Origin of the sequence: Parabacteroides faecis (assembly GCF_014647375.1) — a bacterium.
GTDB classification, from domain to species: domain Bacteria; phylum Bacteroidota; class Bacteroidia; order Bacteroidales; family Tannerellaceae; genus Parabacteroides; species Parabacteroides faecis.
Genome location: NZ_BMPB01000005.1, coordinates 287164 through 310664, shown reverse-complemented (window position 1 = coordinate 310664; position 23501 = coordinate 287164). Strand labels below are relative to the sequence as shown.

Genomic DNA, 23501 nt, shown 5'->3' with positions numbered 1-23501 from the left:
TTTTCAATAATTCATAAAACACTCCACCGGTAGTCGGACGATACCTCATCAACAAGGATGGGTAAAAATAAACCGGGCACCCTGTGTATAAGCCGAATCCACCCGGATTGTCCCTCCCAGCGCATTGGCGATAGCCTGGCAAATGGAAAGTCCCAGACCGGTACCTTGTTTATACTCGTCCACCTTTTCAAAGCGTTTAAATATCTGTGTAATTTTATCCTGTGGTATGCCACAACCGGTATCTGTAACGATTATATCAACCTTGTTTTCCTTACTATCGATGTGGAATGAAAGGTTTATTTCTCCTGCTTCCGTGAATTTTGCGGCGTTTACCAACAAATTCACCAATAATTGCTGCAACCGCAACGGGTCTGTATTCAACAGGAAAGATGGTGTTTCCGGAGTAAAGGTAAGTGAAACACCGTCAACAATCCGGTGCCGGATCGTATCCATTGCGTTCCGGCAGCAATCGACCAGTTCGACCGTACGAATTGTAAAACTCAGGTTCCCGGCCTCGATCTGCGAAAGGCATAAGACATCGTTCACCAGGTTCAGCAACAATTCAGTGTTATTACTGATAACAGAAGAGAACTCAGTCTTTTCATCCTCAGTGCAAGCCGGATCGGACAACAGGCTGGCAAAACCGACAATTGCATTCAGGGGAGTACGTACTTCATGGCTGATATTGGCAATAAAGGTTGTTTTCGCCTGACTTGCCTCTTCCGCTTTATCTTTCGCTACACGCAAGTTCTTTTCCGATTCGATCAATGCCTCCTTCTCTTTCTGCAATTCATTTTTTAACCGGCGGGTACGGCGCAGAGAGAAATAAAGGATATATAAGATCAACAGCAGAATGACGGAAACCGACATAGAGATGATCAACTGATGCTCTTTTATATTCACATTCATCTGACTGATCTCCAATTCCTTTTTCTGCATTTCCTTGTCATTCAGATCATACAGCGTTCTGAGCTGGTTGATCTGACGGGTAAAGGCTTCATTATTGATCTTGGATGTCTCCGAGATAACGTCTTTATAGGCTAGGATCGCACTTTGGGCGTCTCCCGATTCCGATAAGATATCTGCTTTCAGTTGCAGGCAATCAGGCGTTTTCCAGCTTTTCAGCAATTCATTGATATAAGTTAGTGCTGCAGTATAATTACCGGTCTCTTTATTATAACGTGCTTGTATATACAAATAGGCGAACACGGCATAATCATTACTTATCGTTTCTTTACCGACATAGGAAGTTGCACAGGCAATAGACTTCTTCGCCTTTTCCATCTCTTTCCTTTTCAGATAAAGTTCAGCATAAAAAGAGTGCATGATCCAACGGTAACGATCTACCGGATAGATCGAGCCGGTGATCTTGTTCACCTTGTCCTGCCTGTCCAGCAAATCTTTATACCTGGTAAGCAACACTTCCGCACTGTCCAGTTTATTGATGCGCAATAAAGATTCCAGTTGATAAGAAACCAGGCGAATGCTGAAGGTCAGTTTCTCCCCCTCCTCTTCCTGTTTATCGAGTGCCGCTTGAAAAACGGCTATGGCATCACTGTCACGCCGGATGGCCTGGTAAATATGTCCCAGATTCTCACCACAACGGATCTGTCCGTAGGTGTTATTCTTGCTGCATGCCAGATTATAAAGCCGGATAGCCTCGTTCATTGCCAGTTCATAATTCTCCATCCATAAATGATCCAGACAAACATAACTGTAGGCTTCGAACAACCCGTCGGATAGTTCTTTCCTGCTTTTACCGATCGAATCGATATATTTGGCCCAGTAGACTACACTGTCCGATTTATTGTCATCATAATAATAACGGGAAAGATGGGCGGCAGTGGTATATACGACCTGTACGGAATCTACCCGGTTACTAATATCCAGCAATTGATGCAGATACCCCACTTCTTCCGGTTTCTGCCGATACAGGTTGGATAATTCCTGTAATGTCTTAATGGCAACATCCGGGGCAGGGGCTTTAGAAAGAATTGTTTTCAGACTGTCCAGGCGGGTAGTGCGATTGGCAGCTGCAGACTTTATACATATAAATATACAAAGTATACAAAAGAGACAGAGAGTACTCTGCTTTAGTTGGCGGCGAAAACGACCTTTATACATAAATGTATGTGTATGTAATAAGGCACAAAGATAATCGTTTTTGCGAAACTAATTAATAATCAACGTATCCTATTCAATAAAAAGCAAAAAAACAGATACGGGATATCTATACGGATAAACTTTATACCGGTCAAAGAATACAAGAGGTATAAAAACGTATTTTCAGGAGTAAAACTATTGTCTATCAGAAAAAAAGCGTTACCTTTGCCCCGATTTTTGAGATATGACAACATAATGTCTAACTTACTAATTAAAACAAACTTAAGTATTAACAATTAGAGAATGGAAAATTTAAAGAACATTCAGCCGGTTGAAGATTTCAACTGGGACTCCTATGAAATGGGAGAAACTTACGGTGACGTAAGCAAGGACGACCTTGTAAAAACGTATGACGAAACCCTGAACACTGTAAAGGATAAGGAAGTCGTTATGGGAACCGTTACTGCAATGAACAAACGTGAAGTTGTAGTGAACATCGGTTTCAAATCAGACGGTGTTGTATCAATGGCGGAATTCCGTTACAATCCGGATCTGAAAATTGGTGACGAAGTAGAAGTATACATCGAAAACCAGGAAGACAAAAAAGGACAGCTGATCCTTTCTCACAAGAAAGCTCGCGCTACACGTTCTTGGGATCGTGTTAACGAAGCTCTTGAAAAAGACGAAATTATTAAAGGTTACATCAAATGTCGTACTAAGGGCGGTATGATCGTTGACGTATTCGGTATCGAAGCATTCTTACCGGGTTCTCAGATCGACGTTAAACCGATCCGCGATTATGATGTATTCGTAGGAAAGACAATGGAATTCAAGATCGTGAAGATCAACCAGGAATTCAAAAACGTTGTTGTATCTCACAAGGCTCTTATCGAAGCAGAGCTTGAAGCACAGAAGAAAGACATTATCTCTAAACTGGAAAAAGGACAGGTACTGGAAGGAACTGTTAAGAACATCACTTCTTACGGTGTATTCATCGACCTGGGTGGCGTAGACGGTTTGATCCACATCACAGACCTTTCTTGGGGCCGTGTTTCTCATCCGGAAGAAATCGTTCAGCTTGATCAGAAGATCAACGTTGTTATCCTTGACTTCGACGATGAAAAGAAACGTATCGCTCTGGGCTTGAAACAGCTGACTCCTCATCCTTGGGATGCTTTGGATACTAACCTGAAAGTTGGTGACAAAGTAAAAGGTAAAGTGGTTGTTATGGCTGACTACGGTGCATTCATCGAAATCGCTCCGGGCGTAGAAGGTTTGATCCACGTATCAGAAATGAGCTGGACTCAGCACCTGCGTTCTGCTCAGGACTTCATGAAGGTTGGTGACGAAATCGAAGCAGTTATCCTGACTTTGGATCGTGACGAACGTAAGATGTCTCTGGGTATCAAACAGCTGAAAGCTGACCCATGGGAAGATATCGAATCTCGCTTCCCGGTTGGTTCACGTCACACTGCAAAAGTACGTAACTTCACTAACTTCGGTGTATTCGTAGAAATCGAAGAAGGCGTAGACGGACTGATCCACATCTCTGACCTTTCTTGGACTAAGAAGATCAAACACCCGAGCGAATTCACTCAGATCGGTGCAGAAATCGAAGTTCAGGTTCTGGAAATCGACAAGGAAAACCGTCGTTTGAGCTTAGGCCACAAACAGCTGGAAGAAAATCCTTGGGATGTATTTGAAACTATCTTTACAGTAGGTTCAATCCACGAAGGAACAATCATCGAAGTACTGGATAAGGGTGCTGTAGTTTCTCTGCCTTACGGTGTAGAAGGTTTCGCAACTCCGAAACACCTGGTAAAAGAAGACGGTTCTCAGGCTGCTGTTGACGAAAAACTGCAGTTCAAGGTAATCGAATTCAACAAAGAAGCAAAACGTATCATCCTTTCTCACAGCCGTATCTTCGAAGATGAACAGAAGGGCGCTAAGAAAGATGCTCCTGCAGGTGACAAAAAGCCGGCTGCAAGACGCAACAAGAACGAAGAGTCTTCTGCAATGGTAACTGGTCCGGTTGAAAAGACTACACTGGGTGACATTGAAGAACTGGCCGCTTTGAAAGAAAAACTTTCAGGCAAATAATCAGATCAAACTGATAACAAATATAAAAGGAGCTGTTTTTGGAAAACAGCTCCTTTTTCTTTATAACTACCCCAATACAACCCATCTTTGCTAAAAACGTATGCGTTTGTTGATTTTCATATAATATTTAGTCCTCATAAGCTTGCGTAATTTAAATTAAATACAGAACTTTGTTGGTGTTACTCCAATAATAAGATCATGGAAGAAAATATAAAGCACAAAAACATAACAATTCTCATCGCAGAAGATGAAGAAAGCAATTTCTTATTGCTTCAAACCATACTGAAAAGACAATGCAAAGTTCTCCATGCAATGACCGGAAAGGAATTGTTGGAGATTTACAAGAAAGAACATGCGGACTTGATTCTCATGGACATTAAAATGCCGGAAATGAACGGGATAGATGCCCTGAAAGAAATCAGGAAGTTCGATAAGGATATACCCATTATCATGCAATCGGCCTATGCCTTTGAAAATGATATGGAAGCGGCACGTCAGGCCGGAAGTAATGAGTTCATGACCAAACCTATCAACATCAAAGAATTCAAGTCGATGATCACTCGCTTCTTACCGGAATTGACATGGTAAATACATTTCAAATACACAATAAAAAAGGAGATGCTTTTCTAAAAAGTATCTCCTTCTATTTTAAATAAACTGTTACTTACTCATTTGCAGCTTCTGCCTTTTCGCATTCGGCTGCCTGTTCTTGTGCACCATAATAAGCGCAATCTTCACCGATCCCTATCAGTTGATTTATTTCATGTCTTTTATCCAAATCTGTAAAATATGCTTCTACTACTTTGTAGATGTCAAAACCGCCAGTCGATCCAGCTGCCAGATTTAATGACTCTACCATTTTTTTTGCTGCACTATGAATTTCTTTCTTGTCAATAAGATGCAGCTCATTGCTGTGAATCAGATTTTTTCCCATGATGTTTGACTTTAAAGTTATACTTGCTTTTTATTAATAACTATTGAACTAACAAGTAAGTTGTACTTGCTGTTTCTTTACAGCTTTAAATATACAAACATCTTCTTATTTACATGCAATTTCATGCCTTTAATTTCAAACTTTCGCTAATTTATACCGAAATGCAGATCTCTTCCATATTTTTTCGCCAGGAATAAGGTACAGAATCCACATGGCAATCATAAAGAAGAAAATAGTAGCCTTCATGATAAACAACAACATTTTTTATGATATTGTCAATGAACAAAATCAGGTTAATCACGGTTTATACTGTTCATCAGAGCACTCTCTGTAAAAAAAAATGTCAATATACGTACCATATTTCTTCATTGTCATACCATAATTCCACAATCCAAATATCATAAGGAACGATGTTTTAATTTTATACACAAATATAATTATAGGGTGATGTCTTTAAATGAAAACAAATTATATGTAGGAAATAATGACACCAATAATTCTATAAAAAATGATTTAATTATCTATGAGAATGTCAAACAAGTTCCTATAACTCCGTATCCATCATATATAGAAAACGGAATAGTCATGTTATGTTCCGAAGGATATGCTACATTTAAAGTGTACAATTATGAACATGTTCTGGGAAAAAATGAATTGGCTATTTTTCTTCCCGGACAGCTTTTATCGATCAATGCTATAAGCGATGATTTCACCATAAGTGCATTTTCAATCTCTCAGTCGTTATTCAATGACGTACTGAGCGGTATCCACAGATTTTCACCTCACTTCTTCTTTTATATGCGAAGTCATTTTCATTATCCTTTAACAGATAGTGATTGTTACAACTTTGGGAACTACTATAAAATGGTATATACGAAAGCCCAGTCACCGTCCAATCTGTATCCCAGGGAATCGGTAATCCATATACTCCGGATTCTCTTTCTGGACTTATATAATACATATAAGATCAGTTCACTTCCGCATATTCCGACTATGGATGCTCACAAAAAAGAAGTTGCAGATAAATTCTTTTATCTGATTATGAAGCATTATAAAGAAAATCGGGAAGTAGCATTCTACGCTAAAGAGCTATGCATTACTCCTAAGTATCTGACTACCGTTATTAAAACGGTCAGCGGCAAGTCGGCCAAAGATTGGATATTGGAATATATCATTCTGGAGATCAAAGCGCTGCTAAGAGACTCAACGCTAAATATTCAGCAGATTGTAATAAAGACCAATTTCGCAAACCAGTCGTCTTTAGGAAGGTTCTTTCGCAAACATACAGGCATGTCTCCTTTAGAATACAGAAAGAGTATGATCGAAACAAATAAATAAACAAACATCTAATAACTAATAAAATAAAGCTATGAACAGAAGTCAGTTAATTAACGAATTAGCAGAAAAAACAACAGTAAGCAAACGGGATATAACAACTATACTTGATGCTTTCACCGAAATGGTTGCCGAAAAAACTAAAGCCGGTGATCGCGTATTTATCCCGGGATTCGGATCATTCAAACCGCGTCTGCAAACAAGCCGTCCAGCAAGAAATCCGAGAAATGGCGATGTGATCCAACTTACACCGCGAACAATTGTACATTTCAAATGTGCCTCTCTCCTATTGGAGAAGATGAATAAAAAATAAATAGAAAAGGACTTATTTCAGAATAAGTCCTTTTTTTATTACAGCAGGTCATACTTATTGATTAAAAAGTATCTTTGCAGCCACGGATCAGAGTAAAAAATCGCATGACAGAGCAAGAGATCAGAAAATATTTACGACAAATGCAGGAAGAAGATTCTCAAACAGCCTTGAGGAAGTTCTATGATCTATGCTTTGACCGTTTCTTTCGCATCGCTTACTATTATCTGAAAACAGAGGAATGGGCACAAGAAGTCGTTCTCGATGTATTCATGAAAATCTGGGAAAAGCGGGAATCTTTGCATACGATTGCCAATCTGGAAGATTATTTCTTTATTACAGTAAAGAATGCAGCACTGAACTATCTGGAAAAAGAACAACGACGAAAGAACAGCACGGAAGAACTATCCGACACCGTGCCCGGTCAGGAATACTCGCCGGAAGAAACCCTGATCACCGAAGAACTTTTCTCCCATTATGTCAAAGCTTTGGACCGCTTACCGGAAAGGTGCCGGGAAATATTCATCCGGATAAGGGAAGAAAAACAATCCTATGCCCAGGTTGCCAAAGAATTAGGGATCAGTACCAATACCGTCGATGTTCAATTACAAAAAGCTGTCATCCGGCTACAGGATATCTTATCACGCTATTTGAATACAGACGAAGACTAAAACGAATCTTAACCTTTTTTCACCCAATAGCCATAGTGAGTTCCGGTACATTCTCCTGTCTTTATTTGTGAAACCGATAATCAAATAAAGAAAGAATGACAACTACAGACAAAGATATTGACAAGATACTGGACCAACTGGTTGCTTCCACGCGCTCACCGAGAGGCCGTTTTTCAGCCCAAAAGAGCTGGAGAATACTGGAAAAACGTCTTTTTTCCACAACCGGGAAAATAAAGTTCTTCCGTATTGCCGGAAGTGTGGCAGCTTCCATACTCTTCTGCCTGGCGGGTTGGTATACATATGATTATGTACGATCCACTTCCATACAGACAATCTCGACATTGGCGGAAATACAGGAGATCACTCTCCCCGATCAGTCCGTCGTTACACTGAACCGCTACTCCATACTTCGCTTTCCCGCTCATTTCAGGGGAGATAAAAGGGAAGTTCAACTGACCGGTGAAGCTTATTTTAATGTAGAGAAAGATAAAAGACATCCATTTATCGTAAAAGCGGAATCCGTCGATGTACAAGTATTAGGTACCCGATTCAATGTCCAAGCCTATCCCAAAGATACAGAAGTACGGACAACCCTCCTTGAAGGTTCCGTTAAAGTCAGCATCCCGGGAGAAAACGAGCAACTTATCCTTTCCCCCAACGAAAGTGCAGTCTATAACCGGGTACGGAAAAGTCTCGAACATGAAATAAACCCGGAAAGCAGTAATGAGATCATTTGGCGAAACGGTCATTTCCAATTCGACTACCTACCGTTGCAGGAAATTATCCGGCAACTATCGCATGCATTCAACGTAAAAATAGAAATAACCGATCCCAATCTCAGGAATTACCGCATACGGGCAAACTTTACCAATGGTGAAAGCCTGGAAGAGATGCTCGACCTATTGAAAGGAGCCGGTAATTTCAATTATACAAAGACAAACGACACGATCATTATCAGCACTAAACTTAACTAAGTTATGAACCATTTCATGTATAACCCTTTCTTCCGCATCAGTCTTATACTTTTGCTGTGGATGACTCTGGGAAACAACTCTCTCGATGCTCAGAACAAAGAAGAACGAATTAACTTCAGCATTCAGAACGCATCTTTAGATACATTTGTAAAGCAACTGGAAGACTCTACAGGTTTTTCCTTTATCTATGGAGAGAAGATACAGCTCAAAAAGCCTGTCACATTAAACATGTCCCGGCGAACTGTCAGTGAAATTCTCCGGAAAGCATTTGAGAATGAAGCTGTCACTTTCGAGATCTCAGGAAAATATATCCTGCTGCATGAACAAGAAAAGCCAGCCAATCATAAATATACGATCAGCGGCTACGTGACGGACGGTATCTCTTCAGAGACACTGATCGGAACCAACATCTTCGAACGATATCAGGGAACAGGAACCTCCACCAATCCTTTTGGATTTTACAGCATCACACTTCCGGCAGGAAACACGGAGCTTTCTTTCTCTTATCTCGGATACGAACAACAGACATGCCGATTCCGATTGGAAAAAGATACCTTGCTGAATATCCGTCTAATGACCAACAACCAGTTGGAAGAAGTGATTGTCCTGTCAGAAAAGAGAGAAGCCGGTATTCATTCTACCGGAATGGGAGCGATAGACATCCCAATGAAACAGATCCGCAATACACCGGCTATCCTGGGAGAAGCCGATTTATTGAAAACGATCCAGCTGATGCCCGGAGTACAGGCAGGTGTGGAAGGCTTCAGCGGTTTGTATGTGCGTGGAGGCGGTCCCGACCAGAATTTGATCCTGTTGGATGGCATACCTATCTATAATGCCGATCACCTGCTGGGAGTATTCTCGATTTTCACACCGGAAGCCATGAAGAAAGTCACTCTCTTCAAGGGATCTTTCCCGGCACGCTACGGGGGGCGGTTATCATCCATTGTCGACATCCGTACCAACGACGGGGATATGCTGAACTATCACGGGACAGTCAGCATCGGTCTGTTGACCAGCAAACTACATCTGGAAGGGCCAATCATTAAAGATAAAACATCTTTCTGTCTGACCGGACGCCGCACTTATCTGGACCTGATAGCAAGACCGTTCCTGCTGGACGACAAAAAATACAACTATTACTTTTACGATATCAATGCGAAAGTGAACCACAAATTCTCAGACCGCAGTCGTCTCTTCCTGAGTTTCTACAAGGGGAAAGACCATTACGACTACAAACAGGATAAAGAATATGATGATTATAATGGTGGTCCGCGAATGCATTTCTATAACAGTGAAATCAATTTTAACTGGGGAAATACGATCGCAGCAGGACGCTGGAACTATGTATTTAATAATAAACTGTTCAGCAACACCACAGTCGCTTACAATCATTATCAGATGTCGATGGCAGACAGCTACAAAAGAGAGGTCACGGGCACAAATGAAAACGAGGAAACAAAAACCGATCATAACGAATCCTATGTGTATAATTCCGATTATCGTTCCGGAATACATGATATAAGTTTCCAGACGGACTTCGATTATACACCGACACCAGACCATCATATCAAATTCGGGGGAGCATACCTGTATCACACGTTCCGACCGGAAGTGACAACTTCCCGTGTAAAGGAAGCTGAAAATGGCTCTACAGCACAAGATACGGTTTATAATGACTCATCAAACAGTAACCTTCACGGTTACGAATGTTCATTGTATGCGGAAGACAATTTTAATATCGGCAACAAGCTTAGTTTCAATGCCGGTGTCCATTTCTCCCTCTTCTATACACAAGGGAAAGGGTATTTATCGGCTCAACCCCGCTTATCAACCCGCTACCGGTTCAGTAATGATTTTGCGACAAAGGGCTCTTTTACCCAGATGGAGCAATACGTACATTTATTATCATCATCCCCTATCTCGTTGCCGACAGATTTATGGGTCCCCGTCACCAAACATATTCGTCCGATGCGTTCTTTCCAGTATGCCATAGGCGGATATTATACAGGTGTAAAAGATTGGGAGTTCTCACTGGAAGGATATTATAAAGATATGCATAACGTTTTGGAATATCAGGACGGAGCTTCTTTCTTCGGCACCTCCGGAGGTTGGCAGGAAAAGGTGGAAATGGGACGCGGACGTTCTTTCGGGTTGGAAATACTCGCCCAGAAGACAGTCGGAAAAACAACGGGTTGGCTTGCCTATACGATTGCTAAAAGCGATCGCAGGTTTAAAGACGGCAGTATTAATAACGGCGAACGTTTCCCTTATAAATATGACCGTCGCCACAATATAAATATCTGCCTCAATCACCGGTTCAACGAACGGATCGATATGGGAGCAACCTGGATATTCAATACCGGAGGAACAGCTACGATTGCCGATCAACGTACCGGCGTACTCTCTTCCATCGGGAACCCTATTATGATCGATTATATTGCCCATCGTAACAATTTCCGCTTGCCCGTCAGTCATAGGTTGAACCTGAGTGTCAATTTTCACAAGAAACTTCGCCGCGGTACACAAACCTGGAGCATATCGGTCTACAACGCTTACAATGCAATGACCCCTAATTTGGTCTACAAGGAAGAGGAATTCATCGGACAGGATTATACGGATGAACATGGTACCATACAAACCAAATGGATACGGAATACCAAACTGATCAAACAGACCTTGCTTCCTTGTATTCCGGCAGTAACTTATACATTCAAATTTTAAAGATATCAGATATGAAAAAGCATTTATTCATATTACTCCTACTTGGCATCGTGCTCTTCTCTGCTTGTGAGAACGAAATACCGTTCAACGACAAATACCAGAAACCGCAATTATTAATGAATGCCATCCTGGAAGCTGAGAAGGAGGAAAACGAAGTACAGTTATATATTATCGATAGTGAAAAGATGACATTAGTAAGCAATGGCTCCGTCACAGTTTATGTCAATAATGAAAAAAAAGAAGTCGCCAAGTCCAAAATAGTTCTATGGAATTCCAGCGACAGCATGAAAGTATGTCGCTTGCAAACCATTTTTCATCCGGGCGACCATGTACGTCTGGAGGCTACTGCTGAAGACGGTCAATATAACGCATGGGCAGAAGTAGAGATTCCCCAACCAATAGAAAAGATCATTCGGATAGATACCCTTCTTACTAAAATTAAAATAGGATATTACATGGCCGACTGTATACGGTACAGGATTACATTCGATGATCTGCCCGGCAAAAGGAATTATTATCAGTTAGCCATAGGGGAAAAGTCTTATACAGTAGATTTAAAAACCGGTATCAGGGATTCGCTACCTTTCGATATATCCTATCCGGAAATCATCAACCAGGAAGATATCGTACTGACCGACGGTCATCTGACTACTGCCGACGACGATGAATTCGGCATCCTGGATATGACAATTCAAAATGTACGCAATATATTCACAGACAGCCGTTTCGAAAACGGTTCCTACACCCTGAATGTATATACACGTTTCTACGATTTCAATAACAGATATGAGGCAGTACGTATACAAACAGACGCCATCATCCACCTTCTCAGCATCACCAAAGCAGATTACCGCTATATGCGCGCCATGAACTGTCTGGATTCAGAGAATTATAACGATACATTTATGGAACCCGTTATCGTTCCGCAGAATGTAACAGGCGGCCTTGGATTTGTCGGAGCAAGCTCTGAGGTACAAATGAAAGTTCAGATACTGGACCGTCCGCCAATATGGTAAAAAAATAGTCACGACTATTTCATCATCCATGCCTGATCATGGTAAAACAGTTAAAGGATACTAAATCACGAAAGACAACATAGGGAATATCAGAACTCATGCGGTTACTATTTCAAAAAGATGTAGTAATTTTAATCCATTAATAATATGCATAATATGAAAGGGGTTTCTTTAATTCTATCTGTATTGCTTTTTACTGTATTTATGAGCAGTTGTGCAAATGATGAGCAAAATCCTTCCCCGGAAGACAGCTACTCCACACTCATGGTAAAAGCAGATACAAAATCTGCCGGTATGAAATCAATCAGTGAATCCGTAGAACAAATTATCCTTACGGGAAATGATATCCTCTGGTTCAATGAAACAACGAACGAGATCCGGTTCAAAGATAATTACTATCTGCAAAAATCTATTTCATTTTATACCGATATCAAATTTTATCTGGATGACGATTTTTTATTTTCGACTATCAAGGTCACAGATATCAATTCCCAGATTTACAATTCTCCGGTATTATATTACAACATGACTGAAAATAAATTTTATATAAACGACGGCTACCCTGAAATATCCGTTCTAAAACCTCAGGATAAAATACAAAAAGCACGTGATAAGAATATGCAGGCCATTGCAAATGAATGGGGTAAATTTATCCGGTATATGAAAAAAGTGAATAAGTACAAAAAATAGATCAACGACAACCTGTTCGCTTAATGCTAAGTAAAAAGGAGTTTAAACTCTTATTCGATACATATTTCGATGCCATTCGGAGCTTCATATTTTATCGATGCGGTGACATCGACACGGCTTCGGATATGGCACAAGAAATATTCATGAAAGTATGGGAGAAAAAAGAACAATTACATAAAAACAATCTGAAAGCCCTTTTATATAAAATAGCAAATGAAATGGTCATAAGTGCTTACCGAAAAGAAACAAGCCGTAACCATTTTGAACAGGAGATGATCTACGATAACGAACCAGACTTGTCACCCGAAGACGAAATTCTATTCAAGGAATTGGCCTCATCCTATGCCAGAGCTTTGGAACAGATGCCAGAAAAACAACGTGTTGTCTTCCTGATGAGCCGGAACGACGAATTAAAATATCACGAAATTGCCGGACGCCTCGATATAAGTATCAAAACGGTTGAAAAACGAATGAACTCAGCATTACAATTTCTAAAGAGAGCATTATTAACAGAAACGAAAAAATGAAACCGGAGAAAATTAAAATAATCCCTCGCTGGAGCAAAAGCAAAGAAGATATCTGGAAGGAAGCTTTTGCCGACCTTGAAGATGTTCCGCTTTCAAAGAAGATCCGGCATATTTCTTTGGAGAAATATGCCGCTGTGATCCTTCTGGTAGTAATTTTAACCGGAACCATAATCAGCCAATCTTACAGTGTAATCCAAATTGCAGAACGGGGATCGCACCTTCTTGTTACACTCCCGGACGGTTCCAGAGTAAATCTCAATGCCGACAGTCGACTTACTTATAAACCTTACCGATGGTTTGTATCGAGAAATGTAGAGCTTGAAGGGGAAGCCTTCTTTGAAGTCAAGCAAGGAAAACGCTTTTCAGTAAAATCAAACCAGAACAAGGTGAATGTATTAGGAACCAGCTTCAATGTATTTTCACGTCCGGACAAATACCGCGTTACCTGTTTGACCGGAAAAGTGCAAGTGGCAACCCTCGATAAAGTGACAACCCTCGACCCGAACATGCAATTAACTTATCACGACAGTAAACTGACCATTGAAGAAAATATCCATACAAGTCAATCGGTCGCATGGATAGAAAACAAATTTGTTTTTGAAGGAGTCCCACTGGTTGAAGTGATCAGTGAGGTAGAACGTCAATATAATATTCGGGTAAAAGCAGACTTTCCGACGGGATATGTCTACACGGGTAATTTTTCCAGGATCACAAAACCGGATGAAGTACTTAAAATCATTGGTAAACCTTTTGGTATCAAATTCAGCATAGAATAAGTGAAAAAATCAATTATCATCATTTTCATACAGTTAATATGTACGATGGCTACATTTTCACAGGAAATGCAGCTATCCGTAACCAATAAACCTTTAAATGCTGTTTTGGGAATGCTTGGAATAGAAATATCCTTTGATAACAAAGCTTTATCCGCTTACAACATATCTGTCTCGAAAACATTCAGGAATCCGGAGGAGGCCCTTTGTTATCTGCTAAACAACAAGCCGTTCAAAGTTGAAAAAATAAATCATGTATACATTATCATTCCGTCAGATAAGCAAATTATAGAAAAAAATGTATACACCGAACCATCCGGACATCATAAACAAGTTATTTTCACCGGAACCGTTTCGGACAGGGAAACAGGAGAACCTCTGACATTCGCAACAGTAAGTTTACTCAATGCAAACAACCACAGCTTAATTACAGGAATAGTAAATGAAAAAGGGATATTCAAACTCCCGGTTTCCGAATCTCCCCAAAAGATCAGAATCAGCTTCCTGGGATATGAAACAATAACCGACGATATCTCTCCATTCGGGACGAACCTGGGTAAATTTCTATTGAAAATGATTACAATTCCACTGGCTGAAACAATTGTTACAGCAGATGAAGTCCGCCATAAAATAGACCGTAACAGCTATCTCATAACCTCCGACATGTGCAGGGATGCTGTTAATATGGAAGATTTATTGCATAAAATACCCGGTCTCTATTTTGATAAAATAACCAATACTCTCAGTGTCAACGGAAGTAAGAAGATATTACTGCTAGTGGATGGAATACAACAGCCACAAGACTATATCAAACAGCTGTCGCCTGGTAGAATACAGGCTGTAGAAGTGATCAACGGGCCATCCGGTCGTTTCGTATCCGACGATTATACAGCCATCATCAATCTCATTCTGAATAAAGATTATCGGGGATATGAGATCTACTCTTCCAATTTTTCAGCGATCAGCCTTTCCGGATTAAACAGAAGCGAGCCATGGATTCTGAACCGGCCTGTAGCCGGAATGAGTTACACACATGATAAAATCAATTTTTATACAACCTATTTCCATAGTAAAGAAAACCAAAACTTACCTGTATCCAAAAACCTTACCTACAGAGGCATAGAACTTTTATCGGAAACTCCGGGAAACACGCCCAACGATCTGTACAAACGTAAGAGCAATACCATCACAACCGGAATCAATTACCAGATCACGCCGATGCAAACAATTAGTTTCCAAGGCGATTATATATCAGGAAAAACAGAAACAAACCTGATATACACCATGGAACGCACGGATATAACTAACGAGAACCGACGTACAATCAAAAACTCAACTGAAAACGCCACATCTGACTATACTTTTGTCGGCACACTGTTTTACCAAGGACAAATCGGTGAGCGCTTCCGGTTATACACTGATTTCTCATACAACTATTACTACAACGATATCAAAAACAAATACGACCAGAACGATGCCTCAAATTATATAGCTCAGGATATGTATAATGAATATAAAAATCACACCCTACTCAATATTGAAGGGAAATACATCTTATCCCCTCAAATGTCGATAAACCTGGGATATTCCAATGCCTGGAGAATATATGGCTCGGAGAGTAGTCACGGCAGAGGTTTTTTAAACTACCGGGAATACCGAAATAAGGTATTTACATACATGATGCTCAATTTTTCAAGGAAATTCCAAACTAAAATCGGGGCAGCTATCGAACACATAAACTCATATGACAGGGATATAAAAAGTAACTATACCCGGATTTTACCTTACATACAGGCAAATCTCAATATTAATACAAACATAAACGTAAACGCAAGTTATTCAACAAACCAGCATTATCCTTCATTATACCAGCTTAGCCCCATGAGCCTGATTATCGATACTTTCCTGACACAAATAGGAAACCCTGAATTGAAATCCGCCATCCGGCATAACATAACCTTTCGGGTTTCATTAGGAGACCGGGTAACGATTACTCCTGCATTTGATTATATCCATGATGAGAGCAGTGAATTATATATCGAAAAGGGATATAAGCTATACAGGTCTTTCAGTAATATAAACATGAGAGAATATAGCCTTCAAATTACTTATGATCAACCTATCGGTAAATATGTACGTTTCAAGAATATAGTGACATATTATCTCGGAGAAGGCTTGAATGCCGAAATCAAAAAGAAACCGGACGGATGGCTTGCTAATTCTGAAATAAGTTATTACCATCCTGTCAAATCCTTCGGTTTCGAAATCGGATATTACCGGAACATGAAAAAACAGATACTCAGCCAAGGATATCAAATGGTCGATAAAGACAATTGGCTGATATCTGTTAATAAGTCATTTTGGGATAAACGGTTATCCTTGGTACTCTCTTACATCCCTCCCATTTCTGCAGGCATCAGACGTAACCAACTGAGGGTACTGGATACTTCACTTTACAAAGAAAATACTTGCCGCCATTTGGAATCATACAACAATATGTTCCTGCTAAAATTATCTTTCCGTTTTGGTCGAGGTTACAGTAAATTCCCTGAACGAAACTCTATCATTAAAAATGAGAGGGAAAAGAAAACAATCGAATTTTAACGATATCTCTGTTAAAATCCAAACCGGGAAGTATCGACCGATTTATGTTCCTTCGTTTTATAACCTCCGAACTTATAAACAAAAGAGACTGAAAGACTCCGGCTATCACGTCGCTGATTCATTATCAGGTTCTGTCCTTTGTAATTCACTTTAGAGTTCAGATCGTATGAATCGAACAGATCGTTCGCATTCAATCTCAACTCCGCCTTCTTATCCGCAAAAGTCCATTTTAATCCGGCATCTACATTCCATACAGAGGAAATATCATACAAGCCCTGTATAAATGAAGACATATACATTCCATTCAGTTCCAGTCGGATATCCGGTTTCGTAAACAGTTTAAACGTATTGTTCATCATAGCTATTCCCCGGAATTTAGTCCGGTCAAAACTGATATCATGAAAAGAATTACAAACATCCCTGAAGACAGAACCATCTAAAGTGACCTGCGAGTTCCAAAAACTACCGACAGAGAAAGGTATAGTTATCGTTGCTCCATAATTTTCTTCATAATCATAATTGATTGCCGGGTAAATCAAAGCTAGTTTATCCGGACTCTGATAGGCCAGTTGGGTAAACAGATCTTTTATGTAACTATAATATACATTGAACATATACTTACTTTTCAAAATATAAGTCAGTTCTGCCGTATAATCGGTAGACGGCCGTAAAGCCGGATTACCCAAAAGCAGTGCATATCCATTCATATAACTGACCGATTCCTGAATGGTCCAATACTCGGGATATGTCTTATCGGAAGAAAATCCCAGCTGGAAAATATGGTTGCCGGAAAGAGCATAGCTTAACTGCATAGTTGGATAAAGCGCCCACTTTTTATAATCCATCAATTTATAATATTCGCCCGCTACTGACAACGAGAAAGAGACCTTCTCATTAAAAGACTTTTCAACACCTCCATAAAAATTATAAGTTTCCTCTTTCAGGTCAGTATAGGTATCCATCGCGGACATATCGGAACCATCCTGCGGACGGTAAACCTGCAGGCTCTTATCTTTTGCAAATGTAAAGTTGATTCCATAATTCAACTCCCAGTCATCCGGCAAAGTATGTGTCTGCCCGACATAAGCATTCCAGCGATTGATCGTCTGACTGGCATCCGTCAAAAAACGTTGTACCGAACTTTCATTCCGGCTGGTATAGTCCTGAGTCGTCGGATAAGCGTAGTAGGTATAATCCAGACCAGCATTCAATCCGAAGCCGGATTTATAATCCATATTCACGTTATGCATTTGTTCATCTCCGGCCTTACTGTTTAGAGATTCGGAAAAATTACCGGATGACTTTTCTACGGCTTTCTTATCCGGAGTGATTGCAGAAGTATACGCCACATTCAAATTACTGTTTTCCGATAAATGATAGTCCCAAGCTGCACGCATATTATGTGTCAGGTTACAACGTTCGCCCTTATTATATTGCTCTATATCATATATTTTATCTCCAATCTTATGATGAGACAGGATATCATTATTGAGAATACTCTTATTATATCCGGCAGAATAAAGGATATCAACAGACAGTTTCTTACCTACGAAAGATAGATTCGCATGTCCGTTGCCATTGGCATAGTGGGCCTGGCTATATCCCGCTCCTACTTCTCCGCGTACAAAGGGATCTTCAGATTTCATATTTTTCAGGACCAGATTGATCACAGCTCCCCTGACACGATATTTTGCCGGTGCATTATACATCACTTCTGCTTTTTCCACATCAGAAACAGGTATATTTCTCAATAGATTGGACAACTGTTCAGTCGTCATTGAAGAAGGTTTTCCATTCAGGATAACCGTTACATCCCCAGCTCCGGCCAGACTGATATTTTCATTCTGTTCCATGACTCCCGGTAGATGAAGGATCGATTCGTATACATTACCGGCTGTCGATTTTTCGGCCAGTGCTGTCATATCATATACCAGCGCTCCGTTTTCAACCTTCACCTGCGGACGTTCTCCTTTGATCACTATCTCAGCCAGTGCATAGTCCTGCTCCTGCATTGTTATAATTCCGGCATCCGGTCCTGAACATTCTCTTATTTGAGTTCGAAATAATAAATGCTGACAGATCAAACGGTATTTGTCCGGATTCTGTTTCAACGTAAAATTCCCCTCCGTATCTGTTATGACAGCATCTATAAATGTAGAATCGATTGTCTGCATCACCACCGTCACAGCCTCTACCGGTACTTGTGAAGCATCAACTATTTTTCCTCTAACGACTTGCGCTTTCACCATAATTCCGGTAAGCAATATACCGACTGCTAATAAAAAACATTTGCGTATCATATTCTCTCTGATTTAATTTCTTTATCTTTGATGCAACAAAGGTAAAACAAGGCATCCCCGGGCTGGGTTAATGCCGGGTTAACGTTAGGTTAACGGAAAAAAGGGATAATGGAATATGAATAATAAACCGATAAAAGCACTAACTCTGTGCGGATTACTTGCCATTTTAACGTTACAAGGTATCTGGTTATTCACGACCTACTCGACCGTTAAGAACGAAACTATCAAAAAGAGCAATGAGTTGTTCAAAAACGCCATTACGACAGAATTACAAACGAGAATGGATGACTGTACTGATAATGACGGGAACGATGTATTGATCGAGAAAAATTTTCATCTGGATCTGGAAGGAGACAATATAGAAGACAGTGAATCAATGACATCCCAAGTCCATCTATTCCTGCAAGAGACACTGGACACACTCTTTCATTCTCCTGTCTCATTAAATAAACTGGACTCTATTTATCAGGGCCTACTGGAACAGGCCAATATCCATACGCAAACGACCTGCAATCTGGTCGATTCCGCGGGGATTGTTTTAAACAGCTCTGTTCCTGATTACCAAATACCTCCCAACTCTCAAACATTACAAACAGACATAACGATTATCAAGTCAAACAACAAGTTAGGGCTGCAAGCTGTCTTAACCAATCCCTACTGGGCTATTTTCCGTCAGATGGGGTTATTGCTTGTTGCGACCGGCCTGATCATGATCTTTGTCGTTTACTGTATTATTTATCAGATAAAAATCATCAACAAACAAAACAAAATAGCCCGGGTAAGAGAAGATTTCTCATACGCCATGATTCACGACATGAAAACGCCCCTCAGTTCGATTATCATGTGTACGAATTTTCTGCATAGCGGAAGATTGGATAACAAACCTGATATAAAAGAAAAATACTTCTCTATCATCGAAAACGAAACCGATCATTTGTTAATGCTTACCAATAAGGTTCTGACACTTTCTAAACTGGAGAATCACAAACTGGAACTCGCCAAAGCAACCATTGATCTACAGCCTATGATAGAGGATCTGCAAGAAAAATTCACGGCTAAAACAGATAAAACCGTGCATTTCACAACCGACCTGCAAACAGACACGGTATATGCCGATGAAGAATTTTTGAAAGAAGCAATCAGTAATCTGATAGACAACGCAATCAAATATTCGAATAAATCAGTCGATATACATATCAGTTCACTAGAGACAGAGAAATACACACTTATCAAAATTCGCGACAACGGCATCGGTATTTCGGTAGAAGATATGAAAACAATATTCAACAAGTTTGAACGGGCAGCCGCAACCCAACGGATTCACACCGGGGGAGCGACCGGATTCGGTCTGGGATTGAATTATGTATATCAGGTGATGGAAGCCCATGAAGGGAAAGTGATTGCAAACAGTATAGAAGGAGAATTCAGCGAATTTACATTATACATTCCACGAATAACAACAACATCATGATAAAATTACTTCTAGTAGAAGATGACCCGACTCTGTCTTATATCATACAAAGCGGATTACAGGAGATTATCGGCGGTTACGAAGTCATTACCGCCGGAAATGGAGCAGAAGGTTTGCTGGCATGGCAACAACATCATCCGGATATTATTATTTCCGATATCGATATGCCTGTCATGAATGGTTTCCAGATGGTGGAACGTATCCGGGAAACAGATGGCGATACTCCGATCGTATTCGCATCTGCCCTTACTTCTCCTAAAGATGTCAGGGAAGGTTACAAAATCGGTGTAAACAATTATATCAAAAAGCCTTTTGTCCCGGACGAATTAGATGCCCATATCCACGGATTACTAAAAATGAAAGATGGTGCAAAAACAAGGAACGAGAGCGGATACTATAAAATAGGTTCCTACACACTGGATGCGGAACACGCATCTCTTCGTAATGACAATACAAACACCAAGAAAGTTCTGACCGTACGTGAAGCTCAGATATTACAACTCCTGGCTGATAATAAAAACGAGACAGTAAAACGTGAAGCGATCCTCAGCCGTTTCTGGAATACAGAAGATGACTATTTTGCCTCCCGCACATTGGATGTTTTCATCGCCAAACTAAGAAAACTGTTGGAAGATGATCCACTGATATCCATCAAAACGATCAGAGGTATCGGATTGACGTTGACAGAAGAGTGTGGAAAGGTATGATATTTCATGATTTCTGCATCTCATTCGAAGAAAACTGCTCCCTATAAGCCAAAGGGGTAAATCCGGTATATTTTTTAAAAAGGGCTGTGAAATAGGCTGCATCTTCGTATCCTATCGCATAGGATATTTCTTTGACACTTAAAGGGGTATTCAGTAACAAGCCTTTCGCTTTATTCAATTTGAGTTCCAGCATAAAGTGAGCCGGAGAAACATTCGTATATTCTTTGAATTTTTTCCGGAACCAGGAGTAACCCATATTAATTTGCTGCGCAACTTCCTGAGGTGACATATTAGTCAGGTAGTTTTCTCTCATAATAACACGGGCCTGATCGATGTATTTGATCATTGTATCATTGGCAAAATGTTGGTTATTGTCATAATAGAGAGCCATTCCTAAAATAAGATTACCGATCCCTGCTAACAATTGTTGATAAGTCGACTGTTCCAAAAGAGCTAATTCGATAGCCTGATTATATAATGATATGATCTCTTCTTGTAGACCGACATTATAGACCAATCTCTCTGCACTGAAAAATCCATTTTTAAACCTTGCATCCAAATGAGGTCCACGCATTCCAATCCAATATTCCTCCCATCCGTTCTTTTTATCCGGAAAATAACTATGCCATTTATAAGGCGGTATTATCAACATATCACCTGCACTTATCGAAAGACTTTCGTCTTTAGACTTAAAATAAGTGCCACTACCTTTCGATATATAAACGAGCTGATAGTTATCAAGTATACGCCCATTTTGCGAATTAAAATCATAATCGACAGGATGGCCCACTTTAGGCGGATAAACCTCATAATTTGGGGGTATCTCCGCATGTCCCACATTATCGACAATCAATCCCCAAAGCAAGTCTTTTTCACTACTGACAAGATATTTGAAAAGATTCTTATGCTTCATATTAGTAACCTAATTTAATCGTTGACGCCACTAATTTATACAAAAAACAGTAATCCTGATATAAAAAAAGAGATCTACAAGTGAATTGTAGATCTCTTTTTATCGCTTGCTCAGCTATATGTCGGGGTGAGAAGATTCGAACTTCCGACCACACGCCCCCCAGACGCGTACTCTAACCGGGCTGAGCTACACCCCGTTTTTCTTTACGGCTGCAAAGGTAAGATTTTTCCTTTATACGCCAAAACTTTCGCGGTAAAAATCTAACGACTCTAATATTTTTTCCTTTGTCACCTGCTGATTTATCTGAACTTCACCTATTTTAGAAAGAAGAGTAAAGTTGATAATACCACCCTCATTCTTCTTATCATGCGTCATTAGTTCGTACAATGTTTCATAATCCTTGCAGTCGAAGACGAAAGGAGGATAATATTCTTTGATATACTGAATGACCTGGCTCAGGTTACCTGACGGAAAACCACAGAGCTTATGCGAGAGATATAACTCACTCACGATACCGGCAGCCACCGCATGTCCATGCAGCAACGGACGGTTCTTCTTAAAAGAAAGGCTTTCATATGCATGGCCGATCGTATGACCAAAGTTCAAAGCTTTACGGATACCGTGTTCTTTCGGGTCTTCTGCCACGATACGTTCTTTCACGGCAACCGATTGTGCCACCATCTTATTCAGAAAAGTATAATCCATCTTTTGATCGAGATCGAACAACATGACCGTAGCATAAGTATCCATCGAACTGATCAGTGTATGTTTGATCATTTCCGCATAACCAGATAAAAGGTTATCCCGATCCAATGTTCGCAGGAATTCACAATCGATGAATACACATTCCGGGGGATAGAAAGAACCTATTTCGTTCTTTAATCCGTTAAAATTGATACCGGTCTTTCCTCCTACAGCGGCATCTACCGAGGCCATGAGTGTCGTAGGGATATTCACAGTCTTCAGTCCGCGTTTAAAAGTTGCACCTGCAAAACCGCCCATATCCGTCACCATACCGCCACCCAGGTTTACCAACAGCGAATTACGGGAAGCACCTTCATTAGAAAGACGCATCCATATGTTCGACAAGGCTTCCAACCCTTTGTGCGTATCACCGGCATCAACTGTTATTACCGGAGCATCTTTAATTGCCGGCACATCTTGTATCAACGGATAACACTTTTCCTGTGTATTTGTATCGGTAAGAACAAACAATTTATCGTAATCCAATGAAGTAAGAAATTCCTGTAAGTCAGCTTTCAGGTCCTTACTAATCACTACTTTTTGATCAGCCATATATTTATCTTTTTGCATCTGGTTACAAAGGTATTATTTGTAATCCGATTATC

Annotated in this window: 19 protein-coding genes and 1 tRNA gene; 14 read left to right on the top strand and 6 right to left on the bottom strand. The window is 40.2% G+C overall.

Translation table 11 applies throughout. The features are described 5' to 3' along the window. Positions 1–48 precede the first annotated feature (48 nt). Positions 49–2124: a tetratricopeptide repeat-containing sensor histidine kinase gene (locus IEY67_RS08825; protein WP_183671199.1), complete on the bottom strand. Its 2076-nt coding sequence runs from the start codon at positions 2122–2124 to the stop codon at positions 49–51. 282 nt (positions 2125–2406) lie between these two features. On the opposite strand from IEY67_RS08825, the gene rpsA reads away from it, so the two are divergent. Both rpsA and IEY67_RS08815 read left to right on the top strand, forming a co-directional pair. Further along, positions 2407–4203, top strand: a complete 1797-nt coding sequence (rpsA, locus tag IEY67_RS08820; protein WP_122374924.1) for a 30S ribosomal protein S1 — start codon at positions 2407–2409, stop codon at positions 4201–4203. A gap of 198 nt (positions 4204–4401) precedes the next feature. Further along, complete coding sequence (locus tag IEY67_RS08815) at positions 4402–4791, top strand: response regulator (protein WP_122351712.1); 390 nt, start codon at positions 4402–4404, stop codon at positions 4789–4791. A 76-nt stretch (positions 4792–4867) separates the two neighbouring features. Here IEY67_RS08815 and IEY67_RS08810 read toward each other — a convergent pair whose 3' ends face one another. Further along, positions 4868–5137 carry a hypothetical protein gene (locus IEY67_RS08810; RefSeq protein WP_122351713.1) on the bottom strand — a complete coding sequence of 90 codons (270 nt, stop codon included), beginning with the start codon at positions 5135–5137 and terminating at the stop codon, positions 4868–4870. 447 nt (positions 5138–5584) lie between these two features. On the opposite strand from IEY67_RS08810, the gene IEY67_RS08805 reads away from it, so the two are divergent. From IEY67_RS08805 to IEY67_RS08760, 10 genes are all read left to right on the top strand, one after another. Continuing rightward, the gene (locus IEY67_RS08805; protein WP_122351714.1) at positions 5585–6475 is read left to right on the top strand and encodes a helix-turn-helix domain-containing protein; all 891 of its coding nucleotides are present in this window, start codon (positions 5585–5587) and stop codon (positions 6473–6475) included. A 31-nt stretch (positions 6476–6506) separates the two neighbouring features. Next, complete coding sequence (locus IEY67_RS08800; protein WP_122351715.1) at positions 6507–6785, top strand: HU family DNA-binding protein; 279 nt, start codon at positions 6507–6509, stop codon at positions 6783–6785. A 104-nt stretch (positions 6786–6889) separates the two neighbouring features. Continuing rightward, entirely contained in the window at positions 6890–7453 is a 564-nt protein-coding gene (locus tag IEY67_RS08795; protein WP_183671200.1) for an RNA polymerase sigma-70 factor, read from the top strand. 95 nt (positions 7454–7548) lie between these two features. Then, positions 7549–8427 carry a FecR family protein gene (locus IEY67_RS08790; protein ID WP_183671201.1) on the top strand — a complete coding sequence of 293 codons (879 nt, stop codon included), beginning with the start codon at positions 7549–7551 and terminating at the stop codon, positions 8425–8427. Between the two features lie 3 nt (positions 8428–8430). Then, on the top strand, positions 8431–11151 hold the full coding sequence (locus tag IEY67_RS08785; RefSeq protein WP_183671202.1) for a TonB-dependent receptor: 2721 nt from the start codon (positions 8431–8433) through the stop codon (positions 11149–11151). 11 nt (positions 11152–11162) lie between these two features. Beyond that, on the top strand, positions 11163–12167 hold the full coding sequence (locus IEY67_RS08780; RefSeq protein ID WP_183671203.1) for a DUF4249 family protein: 1005 nt from the start codon (positions 11163–11165) through the stop codon (positions 12165–12167). Positions 12168–12371: 204 nt separating this feature from the next. Then, positions 12372–12857: a hypothetical protein gene (locus tag IEY67_RS08775; RefSeq protein ID WP_229801006.1), complete on the top strand. Its 486-nt coding sequence runs from the start codon at positions 12372–12374 to the stop codon at positions 12855–12857. Positions 12858–12880: 23 nt separating this feature from the next. After that, positions 12881–13384 (top strand): RNA polymerase sigma factor, encoded by a 504-nt coding sequence (locus tag IEY67_RS08770; protein ID WP_183671204.1) that lies wholly within the window; start codon positions 12881–12883, stop codon positions 13382–13384. Further along, a complete protein-coding gene (locus IEY67_RS08765; RefSeq protein ID WP_183671205.1) occupies positions 13381–14160 on the top strand; it encodes a FecR family protein in 780 nt (259 codons plus the stop codon). The genes IEY67_RS08770 and IEY67_RS08765 overlap by 4 nt, the downstream gene beginning before the upstream one ends. Before the next feature lie 45 nt (positions 14161–14205). Next, positions 14206–16761 carry a TonB-dependent receptor gene (locus IEY67_RS08760; RefSeq protein ID WP_183671206.1) on the top strand — a complete coding sequence of 852 codons (2556 nt, stop codon included), beginning with the start codon at positions 14206–14208 and terminating at the stop codon, positions 16759–16761. Positions 16762–16772: 11 nt separating this feature from the next. On the opposite strand, the gene IEY67_RS08755 is transcribed toward IEY67_RS08760, so the two are convergent. Beyond that, complete coding sequence (locus IEY67_RS08755; RefSeq protein ID WP_183671207.1) at positions 16773–19061, bottom strand: outer membrane beta-barrel family protein; 2289 nt, start codon at positions 19059–19061, stop codon at positions 16773–16775. Between the two features lie 115 nt (positions 19062–19176). Between IEY67_RS08755 and IEY67_RS08750 the strand changes: the two genes are divergently transcribed. Together IEY67_RS08750 and IEY67_RS08745 are read left to right on the top strand one after the other, a co-directional pair. Further along, positions 19177–20532 (top strand): sensor histidine kinase, encoded by a 1356-nt coding sequence (locus tag IEY67_RS08750; protein WP_183671208.1) that lies wholly within the window; start codon positions 19177–19179, stop codon positions 20530–20532. Further along, positions 20529–21239, top strand: coding sequence for a response regulator transcription factor (locus tag IEY67_RS08745; protein WP_183671209.1), 711 nt, complete (start codon positions 20529–20531; stop codon positions 21237–21239). The genes IEY67_RS08750 and IEY67_RS08745 overlap by 4 nt, the downstream gene beginning before the upstream one ends. A 4-nt stretch (positions 21240–21243) precedes the next feature. Here the strand turns inward: IEY67_RS08745 and IEY67_RS08740 are convergent, their stop codons facing one another. The 3 genes from IEY67_RS08740 to aroB form a co-directional block, all read right to left on the bottom strand. Continuing rightward, a complete protein-coding gene (locus IEY67_RS08740; RefSeq protein ID WP_183671210.1) occupies positions 21244–22152 on the bottom strand; it encodes an AraC family transcriptional regulator in 909 nt (302 codons plus the stop codon). A 121-nt stretch (positions 22153–22273) separates the two neighbouring features. After that, positions 22274–22348: transfer RNA gene (locus tag IEY67_RS08735), tRNA-Pro, on the bottom strand. 35 nt (positions 22349–22383) lie between these two features. After that, complete coding sequence (gene aroB, locus IEY67_RS08730) at positions 22384–23448, bottom strand: 3-dehydroquinate synthase (RefSeq protein ID WP_183671211.1); 1065 nt, start codon at positions 23446–23448, stop codon at positions 22384–22386. Positions 23449–23501: the final 53 nt, after the last annotated feature.

Bases quoted from the DNA above. Each gene is read 5' to 3' on its own strand.
- IEY67_RS08765 (WP_183671205.1), top strand. From the start codon at position 13,381: ATGAAACCGGAGAAAATTAAAATAATCCCTCGCTGGAGCAAAAGCAAA.
- IEY67_RS08815 (WP_122351712.1), top strand. From the start codon at position 4,402: ATGGAAGAAAATATAAAGCACAAAAACATAACAATTCTCATCGCAGAA.
- IEY67_RS08760 (WP_183671206.1), top strand. From the start codon at position 14,206: ATGGCTACATTTTCACAGGAAATGCAGCTATCCGTAACCAATAAACCT.
- IEY67_RS08810 (WP_122351713.1), bottom strand. From the start codon at position 5,137: ATGGGAAAAAATCTGATTCACAGCAATGAGCTGCATCTTATTGACAAG.
- IEY67_RS08805 (WP_122351714.1), top strand. From the start codon at position 5,585: ATGTCTTTAAATGAAAACAAATTATATGTAGGAAATAATGACACCAAT.
- IEY67_RS08825 (WP_183671199.1), bottom strand. From the start codon at position 2,124: ATGTATAAAGGTCGTTTTCGCCGCCAACTAAAGCAGAGTACTCTCTGT.
- rpsA (WP_122374924.1), top strand. From the start codon at position 2,407: ATGGAAAATTTAAAGAACATTCAGCCGGTTGAAGATTTCAACTGGGAC.
- IEY67_RS08770 (WP_183671204.1), top strand. From the start codon at position 12,881: ATGCTAAGTAAAAAGGAGTTTAAACTCTTATTCGATACATATTTCGAT.
- IEY67_RS08785 (WP_183671202.1), top strand. From the start codon at position 8,431: ATGAACCATTTCATGTATAACCCTTTCTTCCGCATCAGTCTTATACTT.
- IEY67_RS08745 (WP_183671209.1), top strand. From the start codon at position 20,529: ATGATAAAATTACTTCTAGTAGAAGATGACCCGACTCTGTCTTATATC.
- IEY67_RS08800 (WP_122351715.1), top strand. From the start codon at position 6,507: ATGAACAGAAGTCAGTTAATTAACGAATTAGCAGAAAAAACAACAGTA.
- IEY67_RS08795 (WP_183671200.1), top strand. From the start codon at position 6,890: ATGACAGAGCAAGAGATCAGAAAATATTTACGACAAATGCAGGAAGAA.
- IEY67_RS08740 (WP_183671210.1), bottom strand. From the start codon at position 22,152: ATGAAGCATAAGAATCTTTTCAAATATCTTGTCAGTAGTGAAAAAGAC.
- aroB (WP_183671211.1), bottom strand. From the start codon at position 23,448: ATGGCTGATCAAAAAGTAGTGATTAGTAAGGACCTGAAAGCTGACTTA.
- IEY67_RS08790 (WP_183671201.1), top strand. From the start codon at position 7,549: ATGACAACTACAGACAAAGATATTGACAAGATACTGGACCAACTGGTT.
- IEY67_RS08775 (WP_229801006.1), top strand. From the start codon at position 12,372: ATGAGCAGTTGTGCAAATGATGAGCAAAATCCTTCCCCGGAAGACAGC.
- IEY67_RS08755 (WP_183671207.1), bottom strand. From the start codon at position 19,061: ATGATACGCAAATGTTTTTTATTAGCAGTCGGTATATTGCTTACCGGA.
- IEY67_RS08780 (WP_183671203.1), top strand. From the start codon at position 11,163: ATGAAAAAGCATTTATTCATATTACTCCTACTTGGCATCGTGCTCTTC.
- IEY67_RS08750 (WP_183671208.1), top strand. From the start codon at position 19,177: ATGAATAATAAACCGATAAAAGCACTAACTCTGTGCGGATTACTTGCC.